This window comes from Robiginitalea sediminis, from assembly GCF_002198115.1.
In the GTDB taxonomy this organism is placed as follows: Bacteria; Bacteroidota; Bacteroidia; order Flavobacteriales; family Flavobacteriaceae; genus Robiginitalea; species Robiginitalea sediminis.
The window spans coordinates 571,392-590,082 of sequence record NZ_NGNR01000002.1; the positions used below are offsets into that span (position 1 = coordinate 571,392).

An 18,691-nucleotide genomic window follows, 5' to 3' on the forward strand; every position below is an offset into this window, starting at 1 on the left:
AAGAAAAATTGTTATATGCCTTTCTTCGGATAACAGATATAATGCTTAACCACGGGCTCTGAGAGCACCTCGAGGTTAAGCCTGTCCGTAAGGCTTGCCACATCCATAACCCTCCCTTTTGGCAGCAGGATGTTGATGTTTTGCCGCTTGGTGTCGTAGGCCCGGTTTTCAACCTTCCCGTCGAACACAAAATACGAGGCCTCTTCAGGGGACATCCCCCAAGCCTCCTGGACCTGCCTGCGTTTTTTCTCCAGGCGGCCCTTTTTAATGGGGTCCGGTTTTATCTTGATAGAAAGCAGACGGCGCTCCAGCAGCATTTCGCAAATCCGGGATAGTACAGTGTCAGGGTGTTGGCGCCAGCGCTTCAGGGCATAGAGGATGTCCACGTCATCCAGTCCCGCAAAATCCGAAAGCCATTCCGGATCCCTCTGCGCCGGGGTACCCGTGGCTTCTATAAACCGGCCCAGGGCTCCCTGCGGGAGGTCCAGTTTTTTCGAGGCATGAAGGAACCTCGCCCGATCTACGGCACGAACCAACAGCTGCTCGGCCACCAGCCCCGTTTTGTGTAAATAGACCTGCCAGTACATAAACCGCCGTGCCATCAGGAATTTCTCAACGGAGTATACCCCTTTCTCCTCCACGGCCAACTGCCCGTCGTGAACGGTAAGCATGGCGATAAGGCGTTCGGAATTGATATTGCCCTCCGCCACCCCGGTGTAAAAACTATCCCGCTTCAGGTAGTCCAGGCGGTCCATATCCAGTTGGCTGGATACCAGTTGGTTTAAGAATTTGCGCGGGTAGGTGCCCTTGAAAATGGCAATAGCCGTTTCGAGCCTGCCCCCAAATTCCCGGTTAAGGGCCTCCATAAACAGAAGCGAGATATGTTCGTGCCCTGCCCCTTCGATCCATTCGTGTTCCAGCGCATGGGAAAACGGGCCGTGGCCAATATCGTGCAGCAGGATGGCAGCCAATAGCCCTTCCTCTTCCTCCGGGGAAATATCAAACCCCTTGTATCGCAGCATGGTAATGGCCTCCTGCATCAGGTGCATGGCCCCGAGGGCGTGGTGAAAGCGGGTGTGGTGCGCTCCCGGATAGACCAGGTAACTCATCCCCATCTGGGAAATGCGCCTGAGCCTCTGGAAATAAGGATGGTTGATCAAATCGAAGATCAGCGCATTGGGTATGCGTATAAATCCGTAAATTGGATCGTTGAATATCTTTAGCTTGGGCCGTGGCTTCAAAGCGGGAGCTTTTAAGAGTCCAAAGGTAGCAAAATGCCCGAAGTTATGGGCATTTATACGATGTGTCCAGGCCATTTTACCCCTTGAAACCTACTGTGCCATGAAGCGCTTTTCCGTTTTATGGGTCGATGATGAAATTGACCTGCTTAAATCCCACCTGATGTTCCTCGAAGACCGGAACTACCGGGTGGAAACCTGCAACAGCGGGCAGGACGCACTGGAAGCTGTGCGCGAACAGCCTTTCGACATTGTCTTCCTGGACGAAAATATGCCCGGATTATCGGGCCTGGAAACCCTTACCGAACTCAAGCGAATAGACGCTTCCCTTCCGGTGGTGATGATTACCAAAAATGAGGAGGAATCTATTATGGAGGAGGCCATAGGCTCCAAGATTGCAGACTACCTCATAAAGCCGGTAAACCCGAACCAGATTTTGCTTTCCCTGAAGAAAAACCTGGACCACAGCCGCCTGGTCTCGGAAAAGACTACGGCCGGGTACCAGCAGGAGTTCCGGAAAATTGCCATGGACCTCTCCATGGTCCGCACCCACGAGGAATGGGCCGAATTATACCGGAAGCTCATTTTTTGGGAATTGCAGCTGGAGTCTATAGAGGATCGCAGTATGTTCGAGATTCTGGAATCCCAGAAATCCGAGGCCAATCAGCAATTCGGGAAATTCATCGAGCGGGAATACCCGGACTGGATTAGCGGAGAGTATGGGCCGGTGATGTCCCATACTCTTTTCCGCCAATGGGTAGCCCCGGTCCTGGAGCAGGGCCCTACCCTGTTGTTGGTTATCGACAACCTGCGGTACGACCAGTGGTTTGCCTTCGAAGATGTCCTGTCTCCCTATTACCGCAAGACTTCGGAAAGGTCCTATTATAGCATTCTGCCCACGGCCACCCAGTATGCCCGAAATGCCATTTTTTCCGGCCTGATGCCGCTTGACATGGAAAAGCGCCACCCTGAGTGGTGGAAAAACGACACGGACCAAGGAGGCAAGAACCTGCATGAAGCAGATTTTCTGAAAGCCCAAATTGGCCGCCTCGGGCTGGATCTTGACTGGGAATACCATAAAATAAGCTCCCTTAAGCAGGGCCGCAACCTGGCGCAGCAATTCCGGACCCTGAAGGGTAAGGACTTGGTTGCCGTGGTTTATAATTTCGTGGATATGCTCTCGCATGCCCGCACCGAGATGGATGTCATCAAGGAACTGGCTTCCGATGACAAGGCTTACCGGTCCCTGGCTCTGAGCTGGTTCAAGAACTCCCCCCTGCTGGCTATTATCCAGGAAGCGCAAGCCCTGGGCTTCCGTTTGGTCATTACCACAGACCACGGCACAATCAATGTTAAACAGCCTTCCAAGGTAATAGGAGACCGGGACACCAGCCTTAACCTGCGCTACAAAACAGGCCGCAGCCTTACCTACGAGGACAAGGAAGTACTGGCTGCCACCCGTCCGGAGGAATTACGCTTGCCCAGCATTACCATGAGCAGCTCGTTTATTTTTGCCAAGAACGACTTTTTCTTTGCCTATCCCAATAATTACAACCACTATGTGAGCTATTACCGGAATACCTACCAACACGGCGGTATTTCCCTAGAAGAAATGGTAGTGCCTTTTATCGTTCTGGATCCGCGCTAGGACTCTGGGGGTGAGGTCCTTTTCCCTTTGAGGTAACTGCCCTCCAGGATTTCGGTGACTTCGTCCAGCGCACCGATACAAATCGAGAAATTGACCTCAAGAATAAACTCCTCCTCGTAGAAATAGGTTCGCCTGCTGCGATCGTACTTGATCTGTGCCCCATAATCCCGTAACTGATCCAGGAGATAGTAAACCGTACGATCGCTGACTTCGAGTCTTTCTGCGATTTCACCGGGTGTACCCGTGAATTCCATTCTAATGAGGTGATGCAGCCGGGTAATCCGTTCGATGTGTGTGAGGTTTTTCATGGTAGTGTTATTTGTGATTTAACCCATATAGAGCTGAACAATATATAGTATATTTTCTGCATATACAAACTATTTTCTATTTTTTATAGAAATACAACATTTAACATCGATTATTTTCTTTTTGTAAGTAAAACCCCTATCTTAGTGCAAATCAATCTCAGGAAATGCTTAAAACCATAGATCGATTACTGGAATTCATTAAGGAAACCGGGCTTAGCGCCCGTCAATTCGACATCTCCATTGGGGCGAGTAACGGTTATACCCTTAGGATGCATAAGAACAGGGCTTCTATCGGGAGTGATGTGATTGAAAGTATTATACGCACCTATCCGGATCTCAATGTTGTGTGGCTGCTCACTGGCGAAGGGAAAATGCTCAAGAGCCAGGAAGAAGAAGAAATTCTGGACTTTGACTCTCTTCCGGAATCCAAACAAAAGGAGATCGAGCGAATCATCGATGCCAAGATCCAGGAGCGCAAGCGGGAAGAACTAAAAAATCTGCTTAAAGAAGTAACTCAGGAGATGGGGAGGTCTGTTTAGACACTTGAATTTTAGGGAAGTTTTCCTGAATAAGATTACTGAATTTTGCTCAATTTTGAAATGTTGACATCCAATTGATTTCCCAACACCTCAATATAATCCAGGGATTTATAGGCATTTTTGGCGGCAATACTAGCGTAAAATGCTAGTATAGTAAAAAGCAGTATAATTGGAATTATCGGCAAGTCACTTTCCGCCTCTATATTAGTCTTTGGTAAAAATGCTCTATAGAATTGATAAGAGTATAAGGTGATTGGAACTATCAATGAATATTTCCACCAATGTCTTGATATTGACAGCAATACCAAAAGGGTAATAATTATAGATGCTTTTCCTAGGATATACCAAATGAACAACTTGGAGGAAACAAAACCATTACTTCCTATCTCTAATGAGCCTATAGATATCTTACCACCATCCGGTATAAAATTCCAAATAAACAAAAGCAAAAAGGAAAAGGAAAGGATAGCAATCCGCGAAGTCCTTATGGGAGTGTCCTTCCCAAAATTATTCTTGACTTGCAAAGGCGCATGACAAGCTAATACTTCAAGGGATCTATAAATAGTATATGTTCTTTTGAGTAAGGCCCCATCTTTTTCTCTAGCTAGAACATCTTCAATACAGTTATTTAGCTTTCTTAGTTTTCTATTAAGAAATTCTTGAACCAATAGTTTGAAGGTAATTAATCTGTCGTACCTGTCCGTTTCTTTATTTCCTCCTCCTTGAAAGATCGTTAGGAATAAAATCAAAATCATCAAAATTATAATGGTTTCGATTTTGAAAAGAGTTACACTAATACTACTCCAGAGAAAGACGGAAATAATATCTAAGCTATAATATAAGATAAATGGATATAACGCGTATTTGTATTTATTACGCATAGCCACAAACATGGTCATGAGAATACTTAAAGGTCCAAGGTCGTTCAGAATCAACCATACAAAGGACTGGTTATTTAAAGCATTATGTGTCCAATCAAAACCCATAATACTTACCGTTGTAGCTTTATCTTTGGAGAATAGCAAGTGTAAGTAAATTGAAAAGGGCAGTATGGAAATTAGGATACATGAAAGGGATCCATTAAGCAGCGGCTTTCTAAGTCCGTATTTTATCCTTTTGCTCATGATTTCATGTTAATAGAATAAGTTGACTTAGAACCAGATGAGACGGAAAAAATCAAACTTATAATGAATATAATCTACAATATAGAGGATTTAGACGATATCGCCAAACTTTTAGTTTCACAGGCAAAAAGCAACTTAATACTATTCCATGGCGATATGGGTGTAGGAAAAACGACCCTAATAAAAGCTATTCTAAAACACCTTGGGTGCAATGCCGACTCTAAAAGCCCAACCTTTTCTATTGTGGAAGAATATAATTGCCAAGCAGGATCATTAGTCTATCACATGGATTGCTACCGATTGGAAAATGAAGAAGAAGCCTATGAAATGGGGCTTTATGAGTATTTCGATGAAGAGCACCTGACCCTTATAGAATGGCCTTCCAGGATTTCCGCTATGCTTCCCGATAGCGGCCTGAATGTTTACCTGGAATTTGTTGATCCGGATACCCGGAAAATAAGTCTGAAGTAGTCTTTTCGTGTAGGTGAACTCCTATTTTCCTTAGGGGAAGCTTATTGTACAGAAATCGATGAAATGCATATTTTTCGTTTAACTGTTTGGTTTTATCGATGAAATACACTATTTTTGAAATTCGCTTGCAGTTGTGGGAAACTTTAATTCCTACATTTGTTAATGAAAATGAAATAAATAAATCCTCCGACTACGATGAACACTACCAAAAAGTTTATTTACGGCTTATTTGCTATGTCCGTACTTGTTTTAGCATCGTGCACAGCAAATTCATCAGATGATGTATATGATAGCGTTGATAAGCGCTATGTGACTAAAGACAATGATAAACAGGGTGTGGATAAACGATATGTTACCAAAGGTACAGATGGCGTAGACAAACGTTACGTGACTACTGGAAATTAATCGTTGACGTCGTTAATCGACGTTTTTTTCCCTTAATCGAATTATAAATGGGTCAAGTCAATATCTTGGCCCTTTTTTCGTTCATGCTTTACCCCAAATCTTGGAAAGTATGAGCAATTTATCTTCTAGTCGAACCAAGGCGCGTAAAAGATTCTATGTTGAATCGCTGCTCCTTTTACTCATCATAGGCTCCCCTTTCATTTTCAAAATACACGAATATTTACCAACAGATCCTGAGGCCACAATAAGTGTTTTAGGGATTGAAATCACTAACAATGGCTTTCATGATGTGAGTATTTACATTTGGTTCTTGCTAGGTAAAGCCATTCCCCTATATCTGCTTACTATTTGGTTTTTTACATGCAAGCACTGGTGGTATCATATCTTGTTGATTCCTATTTGTATGTATGCTTTTCAAATTTTTGAGGTCATTTATACTGAGGACACTTGGGTAGATACAGATAACGTTCTTTGGCTCCTTCCAGTTTGTATGCTCGTTATACCCTTTGTGTACTTTATTCGTCTAAAACTATTTGACAAGTATGTCCACGGAATTGATTTAGAAGCCATGAATGCTGAACTGGAATACTATAAAAATAAGGAACAAGAAGCCCTGAACAAGGTTGGGATTAAATTCAACTCATCCGCGCCTTTTCAAGATAAAGAGACAGATCTTTCAGATCAAGTTCCTAAAAGAGCCTTAAATCGAATATTCCACACCCTCCAACACAGTTTTAAAAGCTTGTTCTAGCCAGGATCGTACGTATATTTTGGCAGATGGATGGAGAGGGCTCTTGGCCCTCTCTTTCTTTTTAGGTTGAAAAGCGGTATTTATTGTACATTTGGAAAAGACCCGGTGCTGCGGTGTCTCACCTTCAACCTATGAGCCAACCATCTTCTCCATTCAGCAAGCAGCAACTGCTCCCACAGGAAGAAAAACTGGAAGTTTTACGCCAGAAAGGCGAGCTTTTTATCGGGATACCCAAGGAAAGTCAATACCAGGAAAAACGGATTTGTCTGACCCCGGATGCCGTGGGGGCCATTACGGCTCACGGCCATAGGGTCCTGATAGAATCAGGTGCTGGGGAAGGTGCCGGATTTGCCGACCTGGATTACACCAATGCCGGAGCCGAAATTACACGGGACGCCAAAAAGGTTTTTGGCTGCCCCATCCTGCTGAAAGTAGAACCCCCTACCCTCAGGGAAATTGAAATGATCAACCCTCAAAGTACCTTGATTTCTGCCCTCCAGATCAAAATGCAGAACAAGGAGTACTTTGAGACCCTTGCCCGGAAACGGATCACGGCGATCGCCTTCGAATATATCCGGGATGAGGAGGGCGCCTACCCGGCGGTTCGTTCCTTAAGTGAAATTGCAGGGATTTCCTCTGTGCTAATCGCCTCGGAAATTATGGCCACCGAACAGGGCAACGGGCTTATGTTCGGGAGTATCAGTGGGGTCCCCCCAGTGGAGGTCGTGATCCTGGGCGCCGGCACCGTCGGGGAATTTGCCGCACGGTCCGCCTTGGGGCTGGGCGCCAATGTCAAAATATTTGACAATTCCATCACCAAATTGCGCAAAATACAGGCGCACCTTGGCAGAACCCTCTACACCTCTACCCTGCAGCCGAAAAACCTGTCCAAGGCCCTGCGGCGTTGCGATGTGGCTATCGGGGCGGTCCGGGGAAAGGACAGGGCACCGGTCCTGGTAGACCAGACCATGGTGGAAAATATGAAAAACGGCGCCGTCATCATTGACGTGAGTATCGATATGGGTGGGTGTTTCGAAACCAGTGAGATCACGTCCCACAGCAAGCCTACCTATACCAAATTCGGGGTCATCCATTACGCAGTTCCTAATATCCCAGCTCGGTACCCGAAAACCGCTTCGGTTTCCATCAGCAACATCTTTACGCCATACCTCCTTAAAATTGGCGATGACGGCGGGCTGGAAAATGCCTTGCGATACGATAAGGGCCTGCGCAACGGGCTCTATATGTATCACGGTATCCTTTCCAATGCCACGGTTGGCGAATGGTTCGGGATGAAATCCAGTGATATCAATTTCCTGATTTTTTAAGTTATGGGCTTTTTGAAGCGCTTCGGGTGGTATCTTCTCGGCTTTTCCATTGGCCTTATCTTCCTTGCGGTTTTCCTGCGTAAAAAGACCGAGGGAACCGGTACGGAATTCTGCTATCTCCCCAATTGCAGGGTATTGAAGGCTCTGCGCACCCAACCCCTTGAGCTGGCACCAGGGCTGGAACAAGACTATGACTCCCTGGCGGTAGCCTACTTGTTTCGGGAAGGGGATGTGAAATTTGACGAAAGCGACCCCAGGGCCGAGCCCTGCGGCATCTATGTGGTGGAAGGCGCCTACCAGGACAAAGCCCTGCGCCTCACCCTTGAAAATTGCGACTCCCTGACCCGACTGACGGCCATAGAACCGCTCCGCCTCGATTAAATTTTCCTGCGCTTGCGCTCTTTGCGCAAGAGTTCCAGTTCCCGGTTGGTCTGCCCGGCCACCGAGGTGTTTTCCTCCGCCCTTCGGATCAGGTACGGCATAACATCACGCACCGGCCCGAAAGGGAGGTACTTCGCCACATTATAACCTTCTGCCCCAAGGTTAAAGCTGATATGGTCACTCATGCCGTATAGCTGCCCGAACCAGATGCGGGGGTCATTTTTGGCCAGGCCACGGCGCTCCATTTCCTCCATAAGGGCATAGGAACTGTTTTCATTATGGGTCCCGGAAAACAGGGATACAGTATCGAGGTTATCCAGGCCAAAACGGATGGCTGCATCGAAGTTGGCATCCGTTTCTTCCTTGCTGCCGCACATGGGGGTTGGGTACCCTTTCTCTTCCGCCCGGTCGTTCTCCTTTTCCAGGTAGGCCCCCCGCACGATTTTCATGCCAACTTGAAACCCTTCTGCACGCGCCTTTTCATGGACTTCACGGAAATAGTCCATCCGGTCCTTGCGGTACATTTGCAAGGTGTTATACACGATGCGGTCCTTCTTGTTGTATTCGCGCATCATGGCTTCCACAAGGTCGTCTGCCGCCTTTTGCATCCAACTCTCCTCAGCATCGATAAGCAATGATACCCCAAGGTCGTAGGCTTTCTTGCAGGAAAGGTCATAACGACGGACTACCCGCTCCCATTCGGCAGTTTCGGCCGGGGTCAGAGTTTTCCCTTCACTTATTTTCTGGTAAAGGGCAAACCGACCATACCCTGTAGGCTTAAAGACCGCGAAAGGCATGGCATCCTTTTTCTTGACAAAATCCAGGATTTCGAGGGTTTTAGCCAGGGCATCGTCCAAGGGGTCCTCTGTGTCCTTGCCTTCTACGGAATAATCCAGGACGGTACAAACGCCCTTTTCCCACATCCGCTCTACCACAGGCATACAATCCTCTTCGTTTACCCCACCGCAGAAATGGTCAAAAACCGTGGTGCGGATCAGGCCTTCCACCGGAAGATTGGCCTTTATGGCGAAATGGGTGAGGCTGGTGCCTATTTTAACCAGGGGTTCGTTGGAAATCATCCGAAACAAGTAGAAAGCGCGCTCCAGCTCGGCATCGGACTTCAGGGCAAAGGCCGTTGCAGTATTCTCAAAAATCCGGGTCATTTTTGTAAAATTCTCAATATGGCAAATATACTGCGCCCCGCCTTGAGCACATATAAAATTTTGGGTAATTTGCATCCTTCTCAAAGCCAGTCTCATGTCTGCCATTAAAACCCCGGATTATGCCGTTCACTTTGGATCCGACGGCGTACGGGCCCTGCGGGAAGTGCTGCAAAAAGGAAAATTTTCCAGTGTCTTTCTGATTGTGGATTCCAATACCGCCAGGGATTGCCTTCCCGTACTTTTAAAGGAGGTGCCCGAGGCTGCCGGATGGGAGGTTGTAACTATCCCTGCCGGCGAATCCCACAAGCAGATTGAAACCTGTATGGACGTCTGGAAGGCCTTGTCGGCCAAAGGGGCGGACCGCAGCAGCCTTGTGGTAAACCTGGGCGGGGGTGTGGTTACAGACCTGGGTGGTTTTGTGGCCTCCACCTATATGCGCGGGATATCCTTTGTGAATATCCCCACCTCCCTCCTGGCCATGGTAGATGCCTCAGTTGGGGGGAAAACCGGTGTGGATCTGGGCACTTTGAAAAACCAGGTAGGGGTCATCAACCAACCGGAGTTGGTCTGGGTATTCCCGGATTTCCTGGACACCCTTTCCGCCCGGGAAACCCGCAGTGGGTTTGCTGAGATGCTCAAACACGGTCTTATCCGAGATGCCGCATACTGGGAACGCCTTAGTGCCTTAAGCGAACCAGACCGGTCCGAGGAGAGCATCCGCCATTCCGTAGCCCTCAAAAACGAGGTAGTCCTGGCAGACCCTACCGAAAAAAACCTCAGGAAAATTCTGAATTTCGGGCATACCCTGGGGCATGCCATAGAATCCCATTTCCTGGAAGGGCCCAATGCCCTTCTCCACGGGGAGGCGATCGCCATGGGGATGATCCTGGAAGCTTATCTCAGCACCAGATCCCTGGGGCTGGACCCGGCAGCCTGCGACCATATTAAGCAAACCCTGGTCAATGTTTTTGGCAAACCCGCCATATCAGAGGAAGACATCCCCCCTATCCTGGCCTTACTGGTGCACGACAAGAAAAACACCCATGGCAAGGTTTTGTTTACCCTGATTGAGAGCCCTGGCAAGGCCGTCTTTAATTGCGAAGTGCCCGCCAAGGACCTGCAGCACGCCTTTGCATACTACACAGAATAAGGATTTTACATACAGTTTTAATCCCGTTTACAACTCTTTTATACGGCCCTTGGGCAAATGGTTTAGATTCGGAAAGAGGAATCAGATTCCTTTTGAATAACAACCAACCCGAACCGTATGAGAAGAGTCATTATCGATTTTAAAAAGCTAACCCCCGAACTGGCGGGAGCCCTTCTGGATGCCTATCCCCAGGGATATGGAGACGAAGACATCATCTCGTTTAAGAACGCCAGCGGACAGTGGATCGAAGCTGTAGAATTACGGGCTGAGGATACGCTCTATCTGGTAAAAATCGGGAAGAACCTGAATTACCTGATGGCCCATTTCGAGGGAATGGACGCGGATTCCGAAACGGAACGCGAACCCATGCAATCCCTGGAAAAGGAATACGACGGGTCCCTGGAGATGGAACTGGACCCGGACTTTTAGGACTTACCTCTCCAGGTAGCGTTCCCGAAGGATGTTGCGGTGGTGACGCTGGTGGGCACACATAATAAACCCTAGTGTCCCCAGGGGCATCGGAACACCACTTGCCGTACCCTGCCATTGCAAATCTTCTTCCGAGAAAGTCCGGAACAAGGCCAAACCAGACCCCCGAACCAACTGATATTCTTCGAGCACATCCGAGAGAGTGCGCTGGTTGGCGCGGCTTTGCGAAACGTAGGCATCCTGGTCGAAACCAGGCAGGGGTGTCGTGTCTTTACGACCAAAGCAAAGCGCCCGGTACTGGAAGACCCGCTCGGTATCCAGCACATGGACCAGGGCCTCGGCAACACTCCACTTCCCGGGGGCATAGGCATACTCCCACTTGTCCTGTGGGATACTCTGTAGAAACCGGGGGAAATTCACCAATTGACGCTCCATAAGCGGCAGGAGCTCCATTTCGGGTTCCAGGGTATCCAGGTAAGGCCTGTAATAGGCCGGGCAAGTCCCCAGGGCGTCGCGCAATTTCATATTCCTAAAGTTCGTTGAAGATGGTGTGCATCAAGCGCTTCTTGTCGTTGATGCTCTCCTCCAGGGAAATCATGGTTTCCGTCCTGCTGATCCCATCAATATCGTCTATGCGGAAGATGATGTTCTTGGCATGGTTGGTGTCTTTTGCCCGTATTTTGCAAAAGATATTGAACTTTCCTGTCGTGATATGGGCCACTGTCACGTTCGGGATTTCATTGAGCCGTTCCAGTACAAACTTCGTCTGGTGGGTTTTCTCCAGGAAGATCCCGACGTAGGCGATAAAAGAATACCCCAGTTTTACATAATCCAGGGTGAGCGAGCTGCCTTTGATAATACCCGCTTCTTCCATTTTCTTGACCCTGACATGGACCGTACCTGCAGAAATCAACAATTTCTTGGCAATGTCCGTAAAGGGGGTCCGCGTATTGTCGATCAGCATATCGAGGATCTGGTGATCGATTTCATCCAATTTTACCTTGGCCATTTCAATAAAATTTTAGGCAAAAATAAGGAATTAACACATAATATATAACAAATGCGTGTTTTTCTTGAATATAACGCAAATATACCGGGGCTATTCCGAAAGTAAGAAGTGGTAAAGCGCTTCCCGGGAGCGCACGGCCTGCATCCCTGCAGGGGTTGAAAGATCCAGGCATTCATGGGCGTAAGTACAGCTGCCAAGGCCTTCCTCCGGCCATTGGGGCTGGAAGAAAATGCGACCCTTCCTCAGGACTTCCCGGTACTGGATAGCCAGGGGCAGCTCCCCGGAATAGCGGGGATCCAGCAAATGGGCGCTGAGCACGTGTAAATCCGTAAAGTCCTTTCCATTCTCGGGTATCTGAAGGTAGCCTTCGGGCTGGACCTTTCGATGGGACCCTCTGGCGATATGTTGCAAGGCGCTCAGGAGTGCCTTGAAGACGAAGGCTCGTGTTTCCTCCCGTTGGTAGTCTCCGGGGAAGTGCCCGGCTTCAAATAGAACCGTGGGGGTACCTGCCATCTGAAACTGATCTCCCGTACAGTCCGCGTTGAAGGAGTCGTCGTACCGGCCAATCCCCCCTGGTAGCTCGGCTTGCAGGTCCGAAGCGATACAGGCGATGAGTTGCATGGCTTCCTTACGGTTCGATGTCAGTGTTCGTTCCGGATCCTGAGCCGGGGAAAGGAAGGACAGGGTTGCTGGCACCGGAGTGTTCCCGACATTATATATCGTCCTCTGATCATGCAGGTTAAAACAAAAGCGGGGCCGAAATTCCAGGTACTGCTCCCGCAAAACCTTGCTCTCTGGTTGGGTAAGCAAGCGGGCGTCCCGATTCAGGTCCACCCCGGCCGCATTCTCCCGGGTATAACTCTTGGCGCCGTCCGGGTTGAGCTGAGGCAGGATTCTGATAGTTAATGCCTGCCTGAGGTCCTGGGAGATCGGGTCATTGCCCATTAGCAGGTGCAAAAGGTCAGCGACTGCCCGGGTGGTGGTAGCCTCATTTCCATGCATCTGGGACCACATAAGTACACGAATGGGGCCAGACCCCAGTTCGGTAACCAGGATGGGCCTGCCTTCCACGGAGGTACCACAAGGGTGTACTTCCAGACCCGGGATGGTTTCCAAAGTCCGGGAGAGGTGGGCTGGCGGAAGGTAGCGTTTTCCCAACCCGGGCAGACAATATTTACTATGGTACTCCGAAAGCATTTGTAAGCGATTCAAATACAAAGGTAACGCCTCAATTGGTCACAGATGTAATGAAAATGGTTACATTAATATACCATAACAACACAGTGAAAGCGGTTGAATTTACAAAAGTAAACATCATTTATTTTTTATAGTTATATTATTGTATATTAGTGTTTTATATATCATTACCTAAACATGTATTTTCCCTTATAAATAAATATGTTCAGTCTTTATAGCTATTGATATATCCTTCAAGCGTATCTTTGTTTTACAATGGTAAACAGTGAAGCCTTCGCCAAGCGGATCGAAGAAATCTGTGCGCATTTCGACCTGAGTGCTGCAGCCTTTGCTCAGGAAATCGGCGTACAGCGTTCGAGCATCTCCCACTTGCTAAGCGGGAGGAACAAGCCCAGCCTGGATTTTATCCTGAAGGTAACCCAACGCTTCCCGGAAGTAGATTTATACTGGCTGCTCAATGGCAAGGGCCGCTTCCCCTTCTCCCCCGGAACAATAGAAGAGCCATCAGAGGAACCCATAGATAAATTGGCCGGGGTGGGAGACAAGGAAATCCAGAAGGTTTTGGTTTTTTACAAGGACGGCACATTTGATACGCACTACCCTTCCCGAAAGGAAGGGTAACCTATACCTCTGACCCCTGGAAATCGTATCTTTGGCTTATGAAACGACTCTGGATTCTCCTGCTCACCCTGCCCGTTTTGTCCTGCAACCCGCCACAGCGCAACTGCGAACTTTTCCGGGACGGAACTTTTACCTTTACCGCCACCGTAGACGGACAGGAGGTGACTACCACCTTTACACGCAGGGACTCGCTTGAAACCTCCACGTATAATGGCCAGACCGATTCCGCAAGGGTCCGATGGATAAACGATTGCGAATACATCCTAACAGACCTGAACCCGGACTCACGGGCGGAGGCACGCCCCATCCACATGAAAATATTGTCTACCACCGAGAATTCGTATACTTTTGAGTACAAACTGGTGGGCACCTCCCAGGCTTCCAGAGGCACCGCCTACAAAGCGCAATAAGCATGTTTGAAATCTTCACCAGCCCCGATGCCTGGATTGCCTTGGTTACCCTCACATTCCTGGAGATCATTCTGGGGATAGACAATATTATTTTTATCTCGATTGCTGCCGGGAAACTGGAGGAGAAACAGCGTAAAAAAGCAACAAACCTGGGGCTTGTATTGGCCATGGGCATGCGGATCCTCCTGCTCTTTGGTATAACCTGGCTAACCCAACTCAAAAAACCCCTGTTCCTTTTAAATGAATCGTGGTTTCACGGTTCCATAAGCGGGCAGGCCTTAATCCTCTTCGGGGGAGGCTTATTCCTGCTTTACAAGAGCACTAAAGAAATCCACGAAAAGGTAGAAGACCGGGGGCACGACGAACGGGAGGTCAAAAAAGGGCAATCCTCCTCCCTAATGAATGCCATCATTCAGATTACGGTGATCAATATCGTATTCTCCTTTGACTCCATCCTTACGGCAATCGGGATGACCAATGGCATTTCCCCAAATCCTGCGGACGCCCTGATATTGATGATCGTAGCGGTGGTCATCTCGGTGGTAATCATGATGCTATTCGCCAACCCTGTAGGCGATTTTGTAAACCGCCACCCCTCCATCCAGATCCTGGGGCTTTCTTTCCTGATCCTGATCGGCTTTATGCTGATTGCGGAAGCGGCCCACCTCTCCCACCTGGTGGTCTTCGACAATGAGATAGGAAGTATTCCGAAAGGCTACCTGTATTTCGCTATCGCCTTCTCTCTCATGGTGGAATTCCTGGACCTGAGAAGGCTTACCAACCGGAAAAAGAACGGTAAAGGCGAATAAAACCGCCTTGGACTTACCCTGCAGGTTTTCGCTCCAGGGATTGCTGCTGAAGTATCTGTTGCTGTTCCTTAACCGTAAGGGTACTTTTGTCCGGGCTCCATCCGGGAGGCCCGAACAAATACATCAGCCCTTCCCGCAGGGATCTCGCAGAACGCAGGTCCTGCCAGATGGATCGGTATTCGTGGGTAAGGATCACCATAGGGTTATAGGAATCCGGGGAATGGATTACCCCGTAATCGATCTCAATAGAATCGTCATAAGCCTTCCAGGTACCAAACATCTTGTCGAAGAAGTTGAAGAAGCCCCCATGGTTTTTATCCAGGTATTCCAGGTTACGCGCATGGTGGACCTGGTGCATGCTGTGGGTGTTGACCCATTTCTCTAAAATGCCGAGGCGCGGGAGGTAGACCGTATGCAACTGAAACTGCCAGAGCGCCTCTAAACCGAGGCAGAAAAGTACCATTTCCGGAGGAAAGCCAATGGCTGGCATCCAGGCATAGAACAAGGGCTTGTACAGGAGGGTGAACCATCCGTTTCGGATTGCGGTACCCAGGTTAAAGTGCTCGGAGGAATGGTGGACGATATGAGCCGCCCACAACACGCGGACCTCGTGGTTGGCCCTGTGGAACCAATAATAGGTAAAATCGTCTGCCAAAAAACACAGGGGCCATACGTACCAGGCATAGCCGAAGGACTCATACCCCATGAGGTTTATCCGCACGCCATCGGGAGAGAGGGGATTGAAATAGGCATAGACCGCCTCGAACATCACTATGGAGAACGCCACCTTGAGGAAGGCCCCCAGGATTGCCGAACCCACACCCATAAATCCGCTGGCGAACAGGTCCTTCCAATGATAATTCTCCTCGTCGCCATGCGCCCGGCTATACGCCAGCTCGAGGATGATAAATGCAATAAAACAGGGGACGCCGTAAACCAGAGGGTCGCTTACAGACATATCAGGGATTGAATCATATTGGGGGTTCTTAAAAAGGGCAGTTTACGCATAAATACTCGTTTTCCGAAATGAGGTTTGCATTAATCGAAAAGTTTTCCCTGGTTCTCATCTGCCTTTCCAGGTGTCTTCCCTTTCGAATTCCTGGCAGGCGGTTCGGGTTGGGGCGCAGCGCCGACATCTTCTTCATCTACCACCTCCATCTCGGCAGCCTCCATTTTTTTGGGCTCCTCATAGGGCAAAGGATCCATGGCGTTTATTTCCAATACTTTTTCCTTTGTTAGCTGATTACCCATGGCGGAAATGCCCTTTACCGAAATGAACTCCTCTAGGTTAACCTGCAGGTTGGGTTTGCGTTCCTGGCCCCTCTTTTTGGCAAAAACCACTTCGGCCATAGGGCGGTAATCGGTAAAGACCCGCTCCAGGTAGGATTTAGGGTGTTCGGTTATGATCGTCTCTTCCCGGTCCGGGTTATCCACCTGGAAACGCTTTACATAGAACAATTCCCGTTCCCCTTCCCAGTATATCGCCGTTATGGGTTTGGCAGGGTTCCATTTCTCCAGGACAATCATGTCCTCGTTGAAATGCATGTTCAGGTCGGGGATTACCGTTTTAAGGATACCTTTCTGGGAAATGATAAGCAAGCGGTCCTCGGAGGTGAATTCCCCCAGGAGTTCCCCGCGCTCGTCTACATTGAGGCGCAATACTGTATCGTCGAACCAGATTTTCCGGGGCTTCAGGGTGGAAAGGCCTTTTTCCTTCAGTTCTATGCGCTTAACCGCATATTTAGTGACGATGTTCCCCTTGGCATTTCGCCCTTTTATCAGCACATCGGCAAAATCCAGGTCCCATTTCAGCTTTTTGATACTCCCGACCTGCCGCAGGTGGATGGTGACCACCTCGGCCTCTCCATTTGGATTGGCCGTAAAATAAAGGATCTGGGACGAAGCCTTGTCTCCGGCCAGGTCGTAAAGCTTATCGCGGGTAATGGAGGTCACATTAAACCGCTTTACATAGGTGGCGCCCCCCCTGCCCTCTTTGTAGACCATGTTGTAAATTGTGCGCTTGTCTTTCTTCTTGAAGACAGCTACGTGGATAATACCCTTTCCTACAAAAATCTTGCTGTCTACCTTGGTCACCATCATCTGGCCGGATTGGGTAAAGACAATAATATCGTCTATGTCGCTGCAATCCGTGACGTATTCGTCCTTCCGAAGGCTGGTGCCCACAAAACCTTCCTCCCGGTTGACGTAGAGCTTGGTGTTCCGGATGACCACCTTGGTTGCCTCGATGTCGTCGAAGACCCGGATCTCGGATTTCCGTCCTCTGTCCTTGCCGTATTTGGCTTTCAGGTCCTTGAAATAAGTAATAGCGTATTCGGTAAGGTGGGCCAGGTGGTGTTTGGTCTCCGCGATTCGGGATTCCAGTTGGTCCAGGTGCTCCTGCGCCTTGTCCAGGTCGAACCGGGAAATCCGCTTAATCCGGATCTCGGTAAGGCGGGTGATGTCTTCTCGGGTAACCTCGCGCTTCAGGTTTTTGGTATGGGGTTTCAGCCCTTTATCGATAGCTTCCAGGACTCCCTCCCAGGTTTCCTCTTCCTCGATATCCCGGTAAATTCGCTGTTCGATGAAAATACGCTCCAGGGAAGCGAAATGCCACTGCTCTTCCAGTTCCGAAAGCTGGATTTCCAGCTCTGCGCGCAGCATTTCCACGGTATGGTCCGTAGAGCGCGTAAGCATCTCGCTGACGCCCATAAAAATGGGCTTGTTATCCTCTATTATACAGCCCAGGGGAGATATGGAGGTCTCGCAGGCCGTAAAGGCATAGAGGGCGTCTATGGTCTTGTCTGGCGATATCCCCGGGGGTAGGTGCACCAGAATCTCTACCTCGGCCGCCGTATTGTCTTCAATCCGCTTGATTTTGATTTTCCCCTTGTCGTTTGCCTTCAGGATGGAATCTATAAGGGAAGAGGTGTTGGTGCCGTAAGGGATCTCGGTAATGATCAGGGTGTTCTTGTCCTTCTGGGAAATACGCGCCCGGGTGCGGACCTTACCGCCCCTAAGACCATCGTTGTAATTTGTGACGTCTATGATACCCCCGGTGGGGAAATCCGGGTACAGGGTAAAGCGTTTGCCTTCCAGGTGGCGGACAGAAGCGTCTATGAGTTCATTGAAATTGTGGGGCAGGATCTTTGTGGAAAGGCCCACGGCTATACCCTCGGCTCCCTGAGCCAGCAATAAGGGGAATTTTACCGGCAGGTTTACCGGCTCCTTTTTCCGCCCGTCATAACTGAGTTGCCACTCCGTGATTTTCGGGCTGAAGACCACTTCGAGGCCGAATTTGGACAGCCGGGCCTCTATGTACCTCGGGGCGGCGGCCCCATCTCCCGTAAGGATGTTGCCCCAGTTCCCCTGGGTATCTATAAGTAATTCCTTCTGGCCCAACTGGACCATGGCATCGGCAATACTGGCATCCCCGTGCGGGTGGTACTGCATGGTGTGCCCCACCACATTGGCCACCTTATTATAGCGCCCGTCATCCATTTCCTTCAGGGCATGCATGATACGCCGCTGGACAGGCTTAAAACCATCTTCAATGGCCGGGACGGCCCGCTCCAGGATCACATAGGAGGCGTAATCCAGGAACCAGTCCTTATACATCCCCGTAACACGGGTGAGGGCTTCCTGCCCCTGTTCATCAGGCGATTCCTGCCCAGCCCCGTTTACCTCTTCATGCTCTTCCATTCGCAGTATAA

Annotated in this window: 21 protein-coding genes; 12 read left to right on the plus strand and 9 right to left on the minus strand. The window is 49.2% G+C overall.

The annotated features are described in order from the left end of the window. Positions 1-11: 11 nt before the first annotated feature. A complete protein-coding gene (locus CA832_RS08760) occupies positions 12-1,241 on the minus strand; it encodes an HD domain-containing protein (protein WP_233131775.1) in 1,230 nt (409 codons plus the stop codon). Positions 1,242-1,341: 100 nt separating this feature from the next. Here CA832_RS08760 and porX point away from each other — a divergent pair, with 100 nt between their 5' ends. Next, positions 1,342-2,886, plus strand: coding sequence for a T9SS response regulator signal transducer PorX (gene porX / locus CA832_RS08765; RefSeq protein ID WP_088341197.1), 1,545 nt, complete (start codon positions 1,342-1,344; stop codon positions 2,884-2,886). On the opposite strand, the gene CA832_RS08770 is transcribed toward porX, so the two are convergent. Then, entirely contained in the window at positions 2,883-3,194 is a 312-nt protein-coding gene (locus CA832_RS08770) for a helix-turn-helix domain-containing protein (RefSeq protein ID WP_088341198.1), read from the minus strand. The genes porX and CA832_RS08770 overlap by 4 nt on opposite strands. 164 nt (positions 3,195-3,358) lie before the next feature. On the opposite strand from CA832_RS08770, the gene CA832_RS08775 reads away from it, so the two are divergent. After that, positions 3,359-3,733: a hypothetical protein gene (locus tag CA832_RS08775; RefSeq protein WP_088341199.1), complete on the plus strand. Its 375-nt coding sequence runs from the start codon at positions 3,359-3,361 to the stop codon at positions 3,731-3,733. Positions 3,734-3,768: 35 nt separating this feature from the next. Here the strand turns inward: CA832_RS08775 and CA832_RS08780 are convergent, their stop codons facing one another. Then, on the minus strand, positions 3,769-4,758 hold the full coding sequence (locus CA832_RS08780; protein ID WP_088341200.1) for a hypothetical protein: 990 nt from the start codon (positions 4,756-4,758) through the stop codon (positions 3,769-3,771). A 162-nt stretch (positions 4,759-4,920) separates the two neighbouring features. On the opposite strand from CA832_RS08780, the gene tsaE reads away from it, so the two are divergent. From tsaE to CA832_RS08800, 5 genes are all read left to right on the plus strand, one after another. Next, positions 4,921-5,328 (plus strand): tRNA (adenosine(37)-N6)-threonylcarbamoyltransferase complex ATPase subunit type 1 TsaE, encoded by a 408-nt coding sequence (tsaE, locus tag CA832_RS08785; protein ID WP_088341201.1) that lies wholly within the window; start codon positions 4,921-4,923, stop codon positions 5,326-5,328. Between the two features lie 195 nt (positions 5,329-5,523). After that, the gene (locus CA832_RS14940; protein ID WP_143542360.1) at positions 5,524-5,733 is read left to right on the plus strand and encodes a hypothetical protein; all 210 of its coding nucleotides are present in this window, start codon (positions 5,524-5,526) and stop codon (positions 5,731-5,733) included. 109 nt (positions 5,734-5,842) lie between these two features. Further along, positions 5,843-6,484 (plus strand): hypothetical protein, encoded by a 642-nt coding sequence (locus tag CA832_RS08790; RefSeq protein WP_088341202.1) that lies wholly within the window; start codon positions 5,843-5,845, stop codon positions 6,482-6,484. Positions 6,485-6,615: 131 nt separating this feature from the next. Continuing rightward, positions 6,616-7,812, plus strand: a complete 1,197-nt coding sequence (locus CA832_RS08795; RefSeq protein ID WP_088341203.1) for an alanine dehydrogenase — start codon at positions 6,616-6,618, stop codon at positions 7,810-7,812. A 3-nt stretch (positions 7,813-7,815) separates the two neighbouring features. Then, positions 7,816-8,193: a hypothetical protein gene (locus CA832_RS08800; protein ID WP_088341204.1), complete on the plus strand. Its 378-nt coding sequence runs from the start codon at positions 7,816-7,818 to the stop codon at positions 8,191-8,193. On the opposite strand, the gene CA832_RS08805 is transcribed toward CA832_RS08800, so the two are convergent. Then, positions 8,190-9,356: a proline dehydrogenase family protein gene (locus CA832_RS08805; RefSeq protein ID WP_088341424.1), complete on the minus strand. Its 1,167-nt coding sequence runs from the start codon at positions 9,354-9,356 to the stop codon at positions 8,190-8,192. The genes CA832_RS08800 and CA832_RS08805 overlap by 4 nt on opposite strands. A 94-nt stretch (positions 9,357-9,450) precedes the next feature. Here CA832_RS08805 and aroB point away from each other — a divergent pair, with 94 nt between their 5' ends. Together aroB and CA832_RS08815 are read left to right on the plus strand one after the other, a co-directional pair. Further along, entirely contained in the window at positions 9,451-10,506 is a 1,056-nt protein-coding gene (aroB, locus tag CA832_RS08810) for a 3-dehydroquinate synthase (RefSeq protein ID WP_088341205.1), read from the plus strand. Between the two features lie 117 nt (positions 10,507-10,623). Next, positions 10,624-10,935: a hypothetical protein gene (locus CA832_RS08815; protein ID WP_088341206.1), complete on the plus strand. Its 312-nt coding sequence runs from the start codon at positions 10,624-10,626 to the stop codon at positions 10,933-10,935. Between the two features lie 3 nt (positions 10,936-10,938). On the opposite strand, the gene CA832_RS08820 is transcribed toward CA832_RS08815, so the two are convergent. From CA832_RS08820 to CA832_RS08830, 3 genes are all read right to left on the minus strand, one after another. Further along, entirely contained in the window at positions 10,939-11,460 is a 522-nt protein-coding gene (locus tag CA832_RS08820; RefSeq protein WP_088341207.1) for a DinB family protein, read from the minus strand. Positions 11,461-11,464: 4 nt separating this feature from the next. Continuing rightward, on the minus strand, positions 11,465-11,944 hold the full coding sequence (locus CA832_RS08825) for an Lrp/AsnC family transcriptional regulator (protein ID WP_088341208.1): 480 nt from the start codon (positions 11,942-11,944) through the stop codon (positions 11,465-11,467). A 90-nt stretch (positions 11,945-12,034) separates the two neighbouring features. Further along, entirely contained in the window at positions 12,035-13,102 is a 1,068-nt protein-coding gene (locus tag CA832_RS08830) for a M14 family zinc carboxypeptidase (protein ID WP_158211907.1), read from the minus strand. Between the two features lie 294 nt (positions 13,103-13,396). Here CA832_RS08830 and CA832_RS08835 point away from each other — a divergent pair, with 294 nt between their 5' ends. Genes CA832_RS08835 through CA832_RS08845 form a run of 3 tightly spaced genes read left to right on the plus strand, consistent with a single transcriptional unit; the run spans position 13,397 to position 14,981 of the window. Beyond that, on the plus strand, positions 13,397-13,762 hold the full coding sequence (locus CA832_RS08835) for a helix-turn-helix transcriptional regulator (RefSeq protein WP_088341210.1): 366 nt from the start codon (positions 13,397-13,399) through the stop codon (positions 13,760-13,762). Between the two features lie 38 nt (positions 13,763-13,800). Continuing rightward, positions 13,801-14,172, plus strand: a complete 372-nt coding sequence (locus CA832_RS08840) for a DNA topoisomerase IV (protein ID WP_088341211.1) — start codon at positions 13,801-13,803, stop codon at positions 14,170-14,172. Between the two features lie 2 nt (positions 14,173-14,174). Beyond that, entirely contained in the window at positions 14,175-14,981 is an 807-nt protein-coding gene (locus tag CA832_RS08845) for a TerC family protein (RefSeq protein ID WP_088341212.1), read from the plus strand. A gap of 13 nt (positions 14,982-14,994) precedes the next feature. Here CA832_RS08845 and CA832_RS08850 read toward each other — a convergent pair whose 3' ends face one another. Next, positions 14,995-15,939 carry a sterol desaturase family protein gene (locus CA832_RS08850; protein WP_088341213.1) on the minus strand — a complete coding sequence of 315 codons (945 nt, stop codon included), beginning with the start codon at positions 15,937-15,939 and terminating at the stop codon, positions 14,995-14,997. Between the two features lie 80 nt (positions 15,940-16,019). Further along, complete coding sequence (locus CA832_RS08855; protein ID WP_088341214.1) at positions 16,020-18,680, minus strand: DNA gyrase/topoisomerase IV subunit A; 2,661 nt, start codon at positions 18,678-18,680, stop codon at positions 16,020-16,022. Positions 18,681-18,691 lie beyond the last annotated feature (11 nt).